Origin of the sequence: Micromonospora sp. NPDC049559 (assembly GCF_040676675.1) — a bacterium.
In the GTDB taxonomy this organism is placed as follows: domain Bacteria; phylum Actinomycetota; class Actinomycetes; order Mycobacteriales; family Micromonosporaceae; genus JBFAPK01.
The window spans coordinates 1-14255 of record NZ_JBFAPK010000056.1 but is presented as its reverse complement, the minus strand read 5'-3'; the positions used below and the strand labels follow the sequence as shown (position 1 = coordinate 14255).

14 protein-coding genes are annotated in these 14255 nt (G+C 71.5%); 5 read left to right on the top strand and 9 right to left on the bottom strand.

Annotation, left to right across the window (positions count from 1 at the left end; genetic code table 11):
* Positions 1-239: 239 nt before the first annotated feature.
* Positions 240-1910, top strand: coding sequence for an MDR family MFS transporter (locus AB0J86_RS36385; RefSeq protein ID WP_363862597.1), 1671 nt, complete (start codon positions 240-242; stop codon positions 1908-1910).
* A 70-nt stretch (positions 1911-1980) separates the two neighbouring features.
* Here AB0J86_RS36385 and AB0J86_RS36380 read toward each other — a convergent pair whose 3' ends face one another.
* A complete protein-coding gene (locus AB0J86_RS36380) occupies positions 1981-2475 on the bottom strand; it encodes an NUDIX domain-containing protein (RefSeq protein WP_363862594.1) in 495 nt (164 codons plus the stop codon).
* Between the two features lie 69 nt (positions 2476-2544).
* On the opposite strand from AB0J86_RS36380, the gene AB0J86_RS36375 reads away from it, so the two are divergent.
* Positions 2545-4185, top strand: a complete 1641-nt coding sequence (locus AB0J86_RS36375; protein WP_363862686.1) for a fatty acid--CoA ligase — start codon at positions 2545-2547, stop codon at positions 4183-4185.
* Between the two features lie 143 nt (positions 4186-4328).
* Complete coding sequence (locus AB0J86_RS36370; protein ID WP_363862591.1) at positions 4329-4814, top strand: hypothetical protein; 486 nt, start codon at positions 4329-4331, stop codon at positions 4812-4814.
* A gap of 56 nt (positions 4815-4870) precedes the next feature.
* On the opposite strand, the gene AB0J86_RS36365 is transcribed toward AB0J86_RS36370, so the two are convergent.
* The gene (locus tag AB0J86_RS36365) at positions 4871-5434 is read right to left on the bottom strand and encodes an NAD(P)H-dependent oxidoreductase (protein ID WP_363862588.1); all 564 of its coding nucleotides are present in this window, start codon (positions 5432-5434) and stop codon (positions 4871-4873) included.
* 295 nt (positions 5435-5729) lie between these two features.
* On the opposite strand from AB0J86_RS36365, the gene AB0J86_RS36360 reads away from it, so the two are divergent.
* Complete coding sequence (locus AB0J86_RS36360; protein ID WP_363862585.1) at positions 5730-5975, top strand: S1 RNA-binding domain-containing protein; 246 nt, start codon at positions 5730-5732, stop codon at positions 5973-5975.
* A gap of 169 nt (positions 5976-6144) precedes the next feature.
* Here the strand turns inward: AB0J86_RS36360 and AB0J86_RS36355 are convergent, their stop codons facing one another.
* From AB0J86_RS36355 to AB0J86_RS36325, 7 genes are all read right to left on the bottom strand, one after another.
* On the bottom strand, positions 6145-6795 hold the full coding sequence (locus AB0J86_RS36355; RefSeq protein WP_363862582.1) for a response regulator transcription factor: 651 nt from the start codon (positions 6793-6795) through the stop codon (positions 6145-6147).
* The gene (locus AB0J86_RS36350) at positions 6792-8060 is read right to left on the bottom strand and encodes a sensor histidine kinase (protein ID WP_363862579.1); all 1269 of its coding nucleotides are present in this window, start codon (positions 8058-8060) and stop codon (positions 6792-6794) included. The genes AB0J86_RS36355 and AB0J86_RS36350 overlap by 4 nt, the downstream gene beginning before the upstream one ends.
* Before the next feature lie 22 nt (positions 8061-8082).
* Positions 8083-8442, bottom strand: a complete 360-nt coding sequence (locus tag AB0J86_RS36345) for a hypothetical protein (RefSeq protein ID WP_363862576.1) — start codon at positions 8440-8442, stop codon at positions 8083-8085.
* 220 nt (positions 8443-8662) lie between these two features.
* A complete protein-coding gene (locus AB0J86_RS36340; RefSeq protein WP_363862573.1) occupies positions 8663-9682 on the bottom strand; it encodes an NADPH:quinone reductase in 1020 nt (339 codons plus the stop codon).
* Positions 9683-9874: 192 nt separating this feature from the next.
* Positions 9875-11185, bottom strand: a complete 1311-nt coding sequence (locus AB0J86_RS36335; protein WP_363862570.1) for an NlpC/P60 family protein — start codon at positions 11183-11185, stop codon at positions 9875-9877.
* Positions 11186-11202: 17 nt separating this feature from the next.
* The gene (locus tag AB0J86_RS36330) at positions 11203-11922 is read right to left on the bottom strand and encodes a C40 family peptidase (RefSeq protein ID WP_363862567.1); all 720 of its coding nucleotides are present in this window, start codon (positions 11920-11922) and stop codon (positions 11203-11205) included.
* Between the two features lie 274 nt (positions 11923-12196).
* A complete protein-coding gene (locus tag AB0J86_RS36325) occupies positions 12197-13096 on the bottom strand; it encodes a polymorphic toxin type 44 domain-containing protein (RefSeq protein WP_363862564.1) in 900 nt (299 codons plus the stop codon).
* Between the two features lie 373 nt (positions 13097-13469).
* Here AB0J86_RS36325 and AB0J86_RS36320 point away from each other — a divergent pair, with 373 nt between their 5' ends.
* Positions 13470-14093 carry a LysE family transporter gene (locus AB0J86_RS36320; RefSeq protein WP_363862683.1) on the top strand — a complete coding sequence of 208 codons (624 nt, stop codon included), beginning with the start codon at positions 13470-13472 and terminating at the stop codon, positions 14091-14093.
* Positions 14094-14255 lie beyond the last annotated feature (162 nt).

Genomic DNA, 14255 nt, shown 5'->3' with positions numbered 1-14255 from the left:
GCGCCTGACCGAGCCACGTCCGGCCGGCGCGACCGGATGATCGGCGCGACCGGATGACCGCCCGGGGCCATGATCGCTATCACAGCGTATTTCCGCTGCCCCGGGCCGGGTCCGGTGACAGAGTGGGGGAGTGGCCGCCATCCGGCCCGTCGCCGGCCAGCGGTCGCCCTACGGCGCCCGGCCGCCGCCAAATCGGGCTCGGTCAGGCATTTTCTGTGCCCAGTGGGGGAGAAGGCACAATGACCACCGCTACCGCTGAACCCGGCCGTTCGCAGCTCGGTCGCCGGCAGATCCTGCTGCTGATGAGCGGCCTGATGACCGGCATGCTGCTCGCCGCGCTGGACCAGACGATCGTCGGTACGGCGTTGCCGACCATCGTCGGCGAACTGGGCGGCATCAACCACTACTCCTGGGTGGTTACGGCGTACCTGCTCGCGTCGACGGCCTCGACGCCGCTCTACGGCAAGATGGCCGACCTGCTCGGGCGGCGTCCGGTCTTTCTCTTCTCGATCGGGACGTTCCTGCTCGGCTCGCTGCTCGCCGGGCTGTCCCAGAACATGGTCGAGCTGATCGTCACGCGGGGTGTGCAGGGCCTCGGCGCCGGCGGTCTGATGACGCTCGCGTTCACGATCATCTCGGACGTGGTGTCGCCCCGCGAACGTGGCCGTTACCAGGGACTCTTCGGGGCCGTCTTCGGTCTCGCTTCGGTCGCCGGGCCGCTCGTCGGCGGGTACTTCGCCGAGCACAACTGGCGCTGGATCTTCTACATCAACGTGCCGCTGGCGTTGCTCGCCATCGTGATCTGCTACCACGTGATGCGGCTCATCCCGTTCCAGCGCCGGCAGCACGCCATCGACTGGCTCGGCGCGGGGCTGCTGGTCGCCGGGGTGAGCGCGCTGCTGCTGGCGCTGAGCTGGGGTGGCACCCAGTACGCCTGGTCCTCCGGCGTGATCATCGGGCTCTTCGTGGCCGGCGGCGTGCTCGCCCTGCTGTTCCTGCTGGTCGAGGCCCGGGTCTCCGAGCCGATCCTGCCGCTGCGGCTCTTCCGCCGGCCGACCTTCGCGCTGGCCAACACGGCCGGTTTCGTGCTCGGCCTGGTGATGTTCGGGTCGATCATCTTCATCCCGCTGTACCTGCAGATCGTCAAGGGCGCGTCGCCCACCGACAGCGGTCTGCTGATGCTGCCGATGATGGCGGGGATCATCGTGACCTCGGTGCTGACCGGTCGGGCGATCAGCCAGATCGGCCGGTACAAGTGGTTCCCGGTCGCCGGCGCGGCCGTGCTGGTCCTCGGGATGCTGCTCTTCACCCAGTTGCAGGTGCGCACCTCGCTGGTGCTCGCCTTCTTCTACATGGTGGTGATCGGTATCGGGCTCGGGCTCTGCATGCAGTCGCTGGTGCTCGCGGTGCAGAACGCCGTGGAGCCGCGCGACCTCGGCTCCGGTACCTCCGCCGCGACCTTCTTCCGCTCGCTGGGCGGCTCGTTCGGGGTGGCGATCCTCGGTACGGTCCTCTCCACCCGGCTCGCCAGTGCGATGGCCGAGCGGCTGCCCGGGGCGCTCGCCCAGCTCTCACCCGCGCAACAGGCGCAGGTCGGCAGGGGCGGACCAAACATCTCGATCAATGAGCCGTCGCGGATCCTCGCGCTGCCCGGCCCGGTACGGCTCGCCATCCAGGAGTCCTTCGTCACCGCGCTGCACGTGGTCTTCCTGGTCGCCGGCCTGATCGCGATCGCGGCCGTGGCGGTCACGCTCGCCATGCCAAACCGGGAGCTGCGCGGCCCCGCCCCGGCCGCCGCGGGCGCGCCCGGCGACAAGGCCGGCCCCGCGCCGGGCGGGAAGACCCTGGACAAGGAGTCGAACGAGCAGGCGGCGGCCGAGATGGAGGCGCAGAGCCAAACGATGATCTAGGCGCGTCGACCGGGGTCCCCCGCCTCGTCGGCGGCGGGGGACCCTTGTTCAGGCGGCGGGAGACCCAGCCTCACTTCATGACGAGCCGGCCGGTGGCCTCGAAGGCGGCGAGGTCGGCCAGGGTCTCCTCGACCGCCCCGGACATCGGGGCGGGGAACTCCCCGACCGGGTAGAAGCCGGCGTTCGTCGTCTCGTCCGTGGTGGTCAGCAGCGTGCCGTCCCACTCGTCCACCCGGAACGCGACGACGAAGAGCTGGTACGTGTCGCCGTACATGTTGGTGATGGTCCGGTCCGGGCCGGTGTACATGGCGAACGGCGTGACGGCCTTGGCTCGGAGCCCGGTCTCCTCCCACACCTCCCGTACCGCGCAGTCGGCGATCGACTCGCCCAGCTCCATCGCGCCGGCGGGCAGCGCCCAGTAGCTGTTGTCCGAGCGCTCGATCAGCAGGAGGCGACCGGCCTCGTCGCGGACCACGGCGCGGGCGCCGACGAACATGAGGACGCGGTCACCGGCGAGGGCGCGGAGCTGCCCGACGTAGGACTCCGCCCAGGAGATGCTGGCCATGCGCTGAATCTACGGGGTTCCCAACGTGTGATCTGTGACACTAGTTTGTTACCCATGCGTAGCACGATGATGGATTTCCCTCTGTTGATTTCCCGCATCCTGGAGCACGCCAGCACCGTGCACGCGACGGCCGAGGTCGCGACCTGGACCGGCTCGGGTTCTCGCCGGATGACGTACGCCGAGGTCGGGGCCGCCGCAGCCCGGCTCGCCCACGCGCTGCGCGACGAACTCGGGGTCACCGGCGACCAGCGGGTCGCCACGTTCATGTGGAACAACAACGAGCACCTGGTCGCGTACTTCGCCGTACCGAGCATGGGCGCCGTGCTGCACACCCTCAACCTGCGGCTGCACTCGGACCAGGTCGCCTACATCGCCAACCACGCCGGCGACCGGGTGGTGCTGGTCGACTCGACGCTGATCCCGCTGCTGGCCCGGGCGCTGCCGGAGATGACCACCGTCGAGCACGTGGTGGTGGTCGGGGGCGGCGACCCCGAGCCGCTGCTGGCGGCCGTCGCGCCGACCGGGCGGCGGATCGCCGTACACCACTGGGCGGAGCTGCTCGCCGGCCGGTCGGACCGGTACGACTGGCCCGAGCTGGACGAGCGGGACGCCGCCGCGCTCTGCTACACCTCCGGCACCACCGGGAACCCGAAGGGCGTCGCCTACTCGCACCGCTCCATCTGGCTGCACTCGATGCAGATCTGCCTGCCGGAGAGCTTCGGTCTCGGGCCGGCCGTACGGGAGCTGACCATCGTGCCGATGTTCCACGCGATGTCGTGGGGCATCCCGTACGCGGCCTTCCTCTCCGGTGCGTCGCTGGTCATGCCGGACCGCTTCCTGCAGGCCGAACCGATCGCCGCCATGATCGCCGCCGAGCGGCCCACGCTGGCCGGGGCGGTACCGACCATCTGGAACGACCTGCTGCACCACCTGGACACGCACGACGTCGACACCTCATCGCTCACCGAGGTGGTCATCGGCGGCTCGGCCTGCCCGCCGGCGCTGATGCACGCGTACGCCGACCGGCACGGGATCGAGCTGATCCACGCCTGGGGCATGACCGAGATGTCCCCGCTCGGGTCGGTGGCCCGACCGCCGGCCGGGGCGGAGGGCGAGCGGTTCTGGCGGTACCGGTACACGCAGGGCCGGGTGCCCGCGGGAGTCGCGGCCCGGATCGTCGGCCCGGCCGGCGACCCGATGCCCGCGGACGGCACGTCAGTGGGCGAGATCGAGGTCCGCGGGCCGTGGGTGACCGCCCGGTACGTCGGCGAGGACGGGCCGGATCCGGAGAAGTTCCGCGACGGCTGGCTGCGCACCGGCGACGTGGGCACCCTCTCCTCGGACGGCTACCTGACCCTGACCGACCGCGCCAAGGACGTGATCAAGTCGGGCGGCGAGTGGATCTCCTCGGTGGAGCTGGAGAACGCGCTGATGGCCCACCCGGCGGTGCTGGAGGCGTGCGTGGTCGGCGTGCCGGACGAGCGCTGGGACGAACGGCCCCTCGCGACCGTGGTGCTGCGGGAGGGGGCGGCGGCCGGCCCGGAGCAGCTCCGCGACTTCCTCGACGGCCGGGTGGCGCGGTGGCAGCTCCCCGAGCGCTGGGCCTTCGTCGAGACGGTACCGAAGACGTCCGTCGGCAAGTTCGACAAGAAGCGGGTACGCGCCGACTACGCCGACGGGCTCATCGAGGTGCTGCGGCTGGCCGAGTGAGCGCGCCCCGCCGCGCCCCGGCCCGGTGGCAGGCCGAGCCGCTGGTCCCGCCCGGTGGCAGGCTGCTGAGCGACCTGTCCGGTCCGTGACAGGATGCGGTCCGGGGCGGGCCATCGGGGCCGGCCCGAGCGGGGAGGGGCGCCATGAACGGTCAGGGACGGCGCTGGCCGGCACCGGTCCGGGTCCTCGCCGAGGCCGCCGAGGACGCGGTCGCGGCGGCCCGGGCGCGCGAGCCGGAGCCGTACGAGGCGGCGGTGACGCGGTTGGTCGCACTCAACCCGGAGCACGTCGGGCTGGTGCTCGGCGCGGTGGTCCGGATGCTGCTGGAGGAGCTGCACCCCGACGGGCTCGCCGGCGAGGACGTACAGGCGGTGCTGGAGCGCTGCGCGCGGGGGGCCCTGCCGTGGTTTCCCGGGCTGGACCCGGCGGTGCTGGTGGTGCTGCTGACCGGCGCGCTCGGTGTGCACGAGCCGGCCGAGGAGGCGGAGCGCCCGGCCGAGCCGGCGGTGGTCCGCCACGCCCCGCTGCTCGTGGCCGACCTGCTCGCCGCCGTCGGCCGCCCGCTGAGTGGGTACCTGGAGGTGGCGCTCACCGAGATCCAGCGTACGGAGCTGATGGAGCTGCCCTGACCCGGGCGGCAGCACGTGCCGGGGCGGCGGCCCTGGATCGCGGGGCGGTGGTGGGGTCAGCTCGCCTCGCGGACGGTCTTGAGCGCCGTGCTCCAGGCGACCAGCTGGTCGAGCATCGTGTTCGCGACGTCCTCGTGCCCGGCGGCCGGCTTGAACGTCGTGTAGTTCTCGAAGTCGGTGTAGAGCCCGAAGGCGACCTGCGCCCGTACGTCGGCGACCTGCAGCTCCCCCATGACCAGCCGCAGGTGCTCGACGGCCCGGGTACCGCCGACGGAGCCGTAGCTGACGAAGCCGGCGGCCTTGTTGTTCCACTCGGCGTAGAGGTAGTCGATCGCGTTCTTCAGCACGCCCGAGGTGGAGTGGTTGTACTCCGGCGTCACGAAGACGTACCCGTCGAAGGAGGCGATCTTCTTCGACCAGGCGAGGGTGTGCTCCTTGGTGTACTGGCCCATCGACGGCGGGATCGGCTCGTCCAGGTGGGGCAGCTCGTAGTCCTTCAGGTCCACGATCTCGTACTCCGCGTCACCGCGCTTGCTGGCGATGTCGTACACCCACTGGGCGACGGCCTCGCCGTTGCGGCCCGGCCGGGTGCTCCCGAGGATGATCGCGATCTTGGTCACGCCGTTCTCCTTGTTTGTTGCAGACGCATCTCTTGAGGCGTCAACGAAGTTAGTCATCAACTGCTGATACGTCAAATAAATCCGGCCGTACGCTGGATCACCTCCTCGTGCGCCGTCGATGTCCTGTACCCCGGGAACGGACGCTGATAGCCTGCGAGGCATGACTGCCGGGTCGGCCATGTGCCGTGAGTGGAAGCGGCACCCGGCCATCGCTTGATCACTCGGCGGGCACGTGGCCCGCCCCTCCACCGGAGCTACCCGCGAAGCGGAGTCTGCGACGGAGGGAGGTGAAAGCATGTCCCGCTTTGATCAGGGAGTTTCCCAGCCCGCCTGGGACGAGTTCGTCGCCCGCCACGGTGTCGGCGACGTCGTCGACGGCCGGGTCACGAAGGTCGTACCCTTCGGAGCCCTGGTGGAGGTCGCCGACCGGATTCCCGGCCTGGTGACGGGCGCGGCGCCAGCCGAGGTCGGCGCGTGCCTGCCGGTGCGGATCAAGGAGTTCGACGCCGAGAAGCGTCGGGTGAGCCTGTCGGTGCTCTGATCCCGCCGAGTTCGCTGATATGGGGGGCGGGTCGACCACCGGCGGCGGCCGAGGCCCGGCGCCCATCGTGGGCGATCCGTCCTCCGAAACACACGTTCGGCGCAAGGTCTGCGAGTTCGTGCCGTCGACCGGCCGCCGCGATGCCGCAGCACGGACGCTCGTCCGGTGGTTACGGCTGCCCGGAAGCGCCGAGCAGACCCCGGTTGTAGCCTTCCGCGACCGCGGCGGCGCGGTCGTTGACGTCGAGCTTCGCGTAGATGTTGAGCAGGTGGGTCTTGACCGTCGCTTCGGTGATGAACAGCCGGGCCGCCGCCTCCCGGTTGGTGTGCCCGGACGCGACCAGGCGCAGCACCTCCAGCTCGCGCTGGCTCAGCGGGCCGGTCGACGGCGCCGGGGTGCGCACCCGGCTCATCAGACGGGCGGCCACTGTGGGCGAGAGCGCGACCTCGCCGCGGGCGGCCGCCCGTACGGCGCGCAGCAGCTCGTCGCGGGGCGCGTCCTTGAGCAGGTAGCCGGTGGCGCCGGCCTCGATCGCGGGCAGCACGTGACTGTCGGTGTCGTAGGTGGTCAGCACGAGCACCCGGGCCGGTACGCCGCGCCTGGTCAGCTCCCCGATCGCGGTGACGCCGTCCATGCCGGCCATCCGCAGGTCCATCAAGATCACGTCCGGCCGCAGCGCCTCGGCCAGCCGGACGGCCTCGACGCCGTCCGCCGCTTCGCCGACCACGGTGAACTCGGGGTCGCGGGCGAACATGCTGCTCAGCCCGTCGCGTACGACTGGGTGGTCGTCGACGACCAGCAGCTTGATCGAGTCGTTCACGAGCGCACCTCCGGCAACGGCGAAGCGGGCAGGCAGGCCGAGACCCCGGCACCGCACCCGGGCTCCGATTCGACTTGCAGCGTGCCCGACAACGCCTCGATCCGCTGCCGCATCGCCACCAGTCCGAAGCCTCCGTCCCGTCTGTGCTGGGTGTTCGGGTCGAAGCCGGGCCCGTCGTCGCGCACGTCGAGGGCCACCTGCTGGTCCAGGTACGAGAGGGTCAGACCGACCCGGCTGGCGGTGGCGGCGTGCTTGGCGACGTTGGCGAGGGCTTCCTGGGCCGTACGAAGGAGGGCGACCTCGGCCTCCACGGGCATGGTACGGGCCACGCCGGTGACGGTGACCTGCGCCGCAACGCCGTGGCGGGCCGACCACACGGCCGCGACCTCGGCGATGGCGTCGGCCAGGCGGCCGGTTTCCAGCGGCTCGGGACGCAACTCGTTCACCGAGCGCCGCGCCTCCGTCAGGCTCTCCCGGGCCAGCGCGGTCGCCGCCGCGTGGTGCCGGCGCCACGCGGCCGGGTCGTCGGCCGCGTGCTCGGCGGCGTGTAGCTGGGTGACGATGCCGGTCAGCCCCTGGGCGAGGGTGTCGTGGATCTCCCGGGCCATCCGGGCCCGCTCGTCCAGGACGCCGGCCGTGCGGGCCTGCTCGACCAGCCGTTCCTGTAACGCCGCGTTGTCGGCGAGCGCCGCTTCGAGCCGCTCGTTGGCCTCCCGGGCCTCGCTCAGCGCCGCCTCCCGGGCGGCGTGGTGCTGCATCATGATCTCGCCGAGCCAGGCCAGCAGGCACATCGGCACGATGTTGACCGCCAGCACGCCCAGGAATTCGAAGCGGCCCGCCCACGAGTCGAGGTCCAGGCCGGACGCCTGCGCCGTGCCGGCCACCACCGCGACGCTGGCGATGAAGTACAGCTCGCGCGGCCAGCCGATGATCCGGAACGCGTAGAAGTAGAGCACCGTGGCGTAGACGCCGAACCACGGGTCGCGTAGGGCCATGACCAGCCCGAACAGGATCAAGCCGGCCAGGAAGACGCCCATCACGCCGGCCCGGTCGCGCCACGCCGGGCGCAGCGTGAACAGCGCCAGGCCCCACACCGCAGCCGCCGCGCAGAGCGCCAGGTCGATGGCGAGGGAGCCCGGCTGGTCGTGCTTGAACGCGACGGTCAGGGCGGCCAGGACGGCCAGCATCACGTACGGGACCACGGTGACCATGGGCCGGGACCGTTGTTCCCAGCCCGCCGGCCAGGTCATCTGTCCGCTCTGCATCCCCGGAGATGCTAGCTCGCGATCAGGACCGGACCGCCGGTCGCCGGTTGATCTGTACGACCACGGCGAGCAGGAGCAGGCCGCAGATGCCCTGTTCAAGCTTGAACCAGTGCGGGAAACTCCCGGGCAGCGCGATGATCACCACGACCGCGACCAGCATGGCGGCGGTGACGATCCGCAGCCGCCGCAGCATCCGCCGGTCACCACGAGCCGCCCGCACCGCGAAGAGCAGCGTGAGCAGCGATCCCGCGGCGACGATGGTGGCGCGGACCCAGACCGCGTCGGTGACCATCGTCGGGTCGTGCCGGAACACGGCCACGGCCCCCAGGGCCAGCGCACTCACCGCGGCGTACCCGCCTACCAGCCAGACCACGTTACGCATGTCGGTTGCCTCCGTCTCCTCGTTCGCCAACGGGAGTCAGCATCGCAACGGAGGCACGCGGCGCGGATCGCCCGATCTCCGGGGCCGGCGGTGGAATCGTCGCTCGCCCAGCCGGTGGAGCGGCTCCACCGATCGGTCGAGCCGGACGCGTGGAAGCACGTAGCCGAGTGGTCGGGTCGGTGACGTCAACCGCGAACGGCACGTACCACGGGTGATTCCGTCACTGGGGCTCGCTGGTCAGGATGAGCACCTTGCCGACCGCGCCCTCCCGCACCGCCCGGTGCGCGTCGGCCGCGTCGGCCAGCGGGTAGTAGTGCAGCGGCAGGCCGGCGTCCGCGCCGACGCGGATGCCACCCTCGCCGGCGAGCGCGGCGACATCGAAGACGGCCTGGGCCTTGGCGGCCTGTGGCATGTCGTAGACGAGGACGAACTGCCAGCGGGCGTTGCGCATCATCAGCGGCCGTACGGGCAGCTGGACGGGCGCGCCGTCGTCGGCGTACACGGCCACCGCCCCGGCGTCGGCGACCACCCGTACGTCGATCTCGGCGTTCCGGGCGGCGGAGACCTCGACGATCGTGTGCACCCCGTCGGGCGCGATCTTGCGAACCTCGGCCACCACGTCCTGCTGCCGGTAGTTGACCACGTGGTCGGCCCCGGCGGCCGCGGCGAGCTGCGCCTTCTCGGGGTTGCTGACCGTGGCGATCACGGTCGCGTCCGCCCACTTGGCCAGTTGGATGGCGGCGTTTCCGACCGCGCCCGCGCCGCCCTGGACCAGGACCACGTGGTCGGCGAGCGCGCCCTCGTCGAGTCGGTCCGGCATGGTCTCGCCGACCGTCAGGCAGCGGTGCGCGGTCAGGAAGGGTATGCCCAGGCTCGCCCCGACGTCGAACGAGGCCCCGCCGAGCGGTACGACCTGCCGGGAGGGAACGAGCGTGTACTCCGCCGCCGTGCCCCACTGGCGCTTGCGGGCCGCCTCCCAGATCCACACCCGTTCGCCGATCAGCCCCGAGTCGACGCCGCGCCCCACCGCCTCGATCACGCCCGCGCCGTCCTGGTTCGGGATCTGCCAACCGCCGGCGGGAGCCGATCCGTCGCCCTGGCGGGACTTCCAGTCGGTCGGGTTGACCCCCGAGACGGCCATCCGGACCAGCACCTCGCCCTGCCCCGGCTCGGGGATCGGCCGGTCGACCACCTCCAGCACCGATTCGTCACCGGTACGGGTGTAGACGACTGCTCTCATCGACGGCTCCTCACTCGTTCGGAGATTGCCAGCACCACCATCTAACTCGCCGCCGTACGGGGCTGCCGAACTCCGCCGGGCAGTCATCCGTCCGCGCGGCCCGTCCCGAGGGCTGTCCCGAGGGCTGTCCGCGGCGACGGCCGGGACGGGTCGGGGGAGCGGCCGACCCGTCCCGGTGCCGGGGTACGGCCGTCAGGGGCGGTCGCAGGCCGGGCTCGCGGCGCCGGCGGCGAGGGGCTCGCCGGGCTCGACGAATCCGGGCTTGTCGCTGACGCCGGTCGGCTTCACCACCACGATCCGCGGGCTCACGACCTCGGTGTCCAGGCACTCGTCCGTCGACTCGTCGCTGGTCTCGTCCGTGGTCTCGTCGCCGGTGTCATCGCTGGTGGTGTCGTCTCCGTTCTCGTCTCCGGCGTCGTCGCCGCTCGGGCAGTCGTCGGTGGCGCCGTCCGCGTCCTGGCTGTCCTCCGCGTCCTGGTCGTCGCCGGACTGGTCGTCGACCGTCTCCTCGTCGTCGGTCGTCTCGTCCTGGTCCGTCGTCTCGTCCTGGTCGGTGGCGTCCTCGTCGTTGGTCGTCTCGTCCGGGTCGGTGGTGTCCTCGTCGTTGGTCGACTGGTCGTCCCCGGAGTCGTCGTCGGTCGTTTCCTCGTTGTCGGTGGCGTCCTCGCTCTCGCCCGACCGGTCGTCGGTCGTCTCCTGCTCGTCGGTGGTCTCCTGGTCGGTGCCGTTCCCGTCGTCGCCGGTCGCGTCCTGGTCCTCGCCGGACTCGTCGCCCGTCGGGTCCTGGCCGTCGGTCGTCTCCTTCCCGGTCGGGTCCTGGTCGTCGGTGGTTTCCTCGTCGCCGCTCGTGCCGTCGTCGTTGCCGGTCGGGTCGTCCGAGGTGGTCTCCTCCTGGTCGCCGGTCGGGCTCTGGTCGTCCGTGCCGCAGGCGTCGGGGGTGGAGTCGTCGTCCGCGACGGGAGCCGCGTCCGGCTCGGCCCGCACGGACTTGACGACCGGGCGGACGGCGAGGGGCTTCAACTGCTTGGCCCGGGCCGCGGTGATCTCGACGAGCTTGATGCCCTCGGTCCGCTTCGAGGTCGAGTCACCGGTGGCGAAGACCATCTTGTTGTCGCCCGCGTAGAGGCCGACCCGGTCGGTCCCGTCCCCGCGCGAATCGAAGTAGAGCAGGTCGCCGGGCTTGCGCTCCTTGGCGGGGACCGTCCACTTCTGCTGCGCGCCGTAGCGGTACTCGGCGGCCGGGTCGCGGTAGGTCTCCTTGAGGCCGGCCTTGCGGTAGGCGTCGTAGGTGAACCGGGCGCAGTCCGTGTCGCCGGACTTCTTTCCGGTCCAGACGCAGTCCTTGCCGACCTGCTCCCTGGCGTGGCAGAGCGCCTTCTGGTTGACCGTACCGTCGCAGTTCGGAGCCGCGCTGGCGAATCCACCGGCCACGGCGAGAACGCCGCCGATGAGCGCGGTCGCGAACGCGAGGGGGAGGAATTTGGAGAGTCGCTTCGTCATCATCGTCGGAATCCTCAGAACTAGGCGAGGGAGTAGGAGTAGATCTCGACCAGGGTCGGTTCGGGGTCCGGTTTCTTCGTCGGTTTGGTGGTCTTCTTCGGCTTCGGCTCCGTCGTCTTGGGCTTCGACGTACCGCCGTTCGGCTGCTTCGGGGCGGAGGCGGAAAGGCGTACTCCCTTGCCGAGCATGTGGCTGCGGTAATAGCTGTTGAGGGTGGTCTCGACGACCTTGCCCCGGCTGCTGGACGCGTGGACCATCCGGTTGTTTCCGGCGTAGATCCCGACGTGGTCGATTTCGCCGCCGTCCCAGTTGAAGAAGATGAGGTCGCCGGGCGCGAGATTCTTGGTGGAGACGGCCCGGCCGTGGTCCACCCCGTAGCGGTACTGGTCGTCGGCGACCCGGTATTTCCAGTTGAGGCCGGCCTTGCGGTACGCGTAGTAGGTGAGGCCGGAGCAGTCGAAGGAGCCCGCTCCCTTGCCGCCCCAGACGTACGGGTCGCCCTTCTGCTTCCGGGCGATGCAGAGCGCCTTCTCGGCCACGCCGCCCGAGCAGGTGGTGGTCGACTTGGCGCTGGCCAGACCGCCGACGCCGACGACGGCGGCGGCGACGAACGCCAGGGCCGCCAGGAGCCTGAGCGGGCGCCGTGGTCCGGGCGCTCGCTCGCTGCGCGTCGACGCGGTCGACCGGTGCGCCGCCGGTCGGCGGTACGCCCGCAGTACCTTGCTGAACAGCTTCCTCATCGGTCTACCTCCATCACTGTCGGGGTGTCGTAACGAGTGCACCGGTTGGCGAGGTGTCCCGCGAGGCTTCGGTCCGTACGGGAAATTCCCGCTCGTGTCCCGGCCCGGCGGGCTGTTCCGTCCCGGTCGGGCGGCCTGTTCCGTCCCGGTCCGGTGGGGCCCGGCGCTCGACGCGACCGCTGTCCCGACCGGCTTCCGCCCTCGCCCACCAGCCGTGGAGAACGGCGCGTGCCCGCCCGGCGTGGGCCGGACGGGCACGTCGTCGGTGGCGGGGTCAGCTGTCCAGGTGCCGCGCCTTGCCCCTCTTCGTCAGCTCGGGCAGCGCGTCGAGGATCACCCTGCGGATGTCGTCCTCGGTGACCGTGACGGGGTGCGCGCGGTAGAGCCGCAGCCCCAACTCCACCATCGCGCGGTCGCCGTCGTCGGTACGCCCGGTGCCGGGCAACTGATGGCCGAGGCGCAGCTCGGGCTCGGTCAGGCCGGCCGCCCGGCCGATGTAGCCGTAGTGCAGGTTGGACCAGACCTCGTACGAGAGCAGGTAGCGCGTCCCGGGCACCGGGAACCAGTACGCCCCGGTGTCGAGCAGGCCGTCCTTGCCCCACTTCTGCCCGATCTCACCCTTGTGGTCCCAGCGGGCGCCGGGGCGTACCAGGTAGGTGAACGCGAGATAGCAGCCGGTCCGGGCGACGCCCTCCTTCGCGCACTGGCGGCGCAATTCCTGGAACGCGCTGGTGTGCTGGTTCCCGACGATCTCCTGGTGGATGTAGTCGACGAGTTGGTCGTGCACGGGCGTCTCGTTGCACCGCTGCCAGGTCCCGCCGTTCTTCGGGAAGAGCAGTTCGCAGGTGGTCGTGCGGTACCGTTTCCCGCTCAGGGCGTACCAGGAGATGCTCGTCCTGTCCCGGAACCAGACGCCGGACAGGTTGTCGCACTGTCCGCCGCTGCGCAGGCGTACCTTTCTGGCCTTGACCGCCTTTCCGCTCTTGTCCCGGCCGCCCTTGGCGATCGCGTAACCGCCCCGCAGGGCGCCGCTCTGGGCGCAGAACGAAATCTGCGTGCGCGGGCCCTCCGCGCCCTTCGCCTGGCTCACACCGGTGACGGCGGCGACGCCGCCGCCGATGGTCGTCAACGCCAGCAAAAGGGGTACGACACGCTGTTTCACGATGCTGTTCATGACGATTCCTCCGTCGGCTGCTCATCACGACTTCTCCGCCGGCTGTCCACGACGATTCCTTCGTCGGAGAGCGGCGAGAATTCCGGGCGCGGGCCGCGCACCGGAAAATGGGTTTTCGTCGATCGAGCAGAACCGTTCCGTTGCCGTTCCGTCGAGTGGTCGTGGCGTACGGGAACGACCCGGACGCGGGCCGGCGGTACGGGCGCATCCACCGTGGCCGGAGCGGGTGAAAACGGGTCGCGGCCGATCGGCGGTCGGGCCAGGATGGGCGCGTGATCGAGTCGAACCCTCGCGCTGGAACTGTCCCGACGGCCGCGGCCCTCGGACGACAGCAGCGTTCGCGCCGGTGGGGAGCGGCGGCGGCCCGACGGCGATGAGCGCCGTCTTCGCCGGGATGCTCGCCGGTTACGGCGTCGCGATCCCGGTGGGTGCGATCGCGATCCTGGTGATGGGGCTGGCCGCCCGCGCGGGCTGGCGGGTCGGCGCCGCCGCGGCGATGGGGGTGGCGACCGCTGACGGGATCTACGCGGCGAGCGCGGTGCTGGGCGGGGCGGTCCTGGCCGGGCTGATCGAGCCGGTCGCGCGACCGCTGCGGTGGCTCGCGGCCGGCGTACTCGTCTGGATGGCCGGGCGCGCGGCCGTCCGAGCGGTACGCGACCACCACGCCAAGGCCCGGTCCGGGTCCGGGCTCACCACGCCCGGCCGGGCGTACGGCGCGCTGCTGGCGCTGACCCTGCTGAACCCGATGACGGTGGTGTACTTCGCCGCGCTGGTGCTCGGCCGGCAGGCCGCGGACGGGCTGGGTCCCGCCGGCGAACTGCTCTTCGCGGCGGGCGCGTTCGTCGCCTCGGCGAGCTGGCAACTGTTGATCGCCATCGGCGGTTCGCTGGTCGGGCGGCTGCTCGCCGGGCCCCGGGGACAGTTGGCCACCGCGCTCGTCTCCAGCCTGCTCATGCTCGTACTCGCGCTCGGGACCGTCACCGGGCGGCTGGGCTGAGCCCGGCGGTCCGGCACCGCCCCTCCCGACACGACGGCGCGGCCCTCCCGACACGGCGGCGCGGCCCTCCCGACACGGCGGCGGGGGGGCCCCCGGCCCGGGGGGGGGGGCGCCGGGGCGCGGCCCCGCCCGCACGCGGGCGAGGGGGCGCGCGTGGAGGTG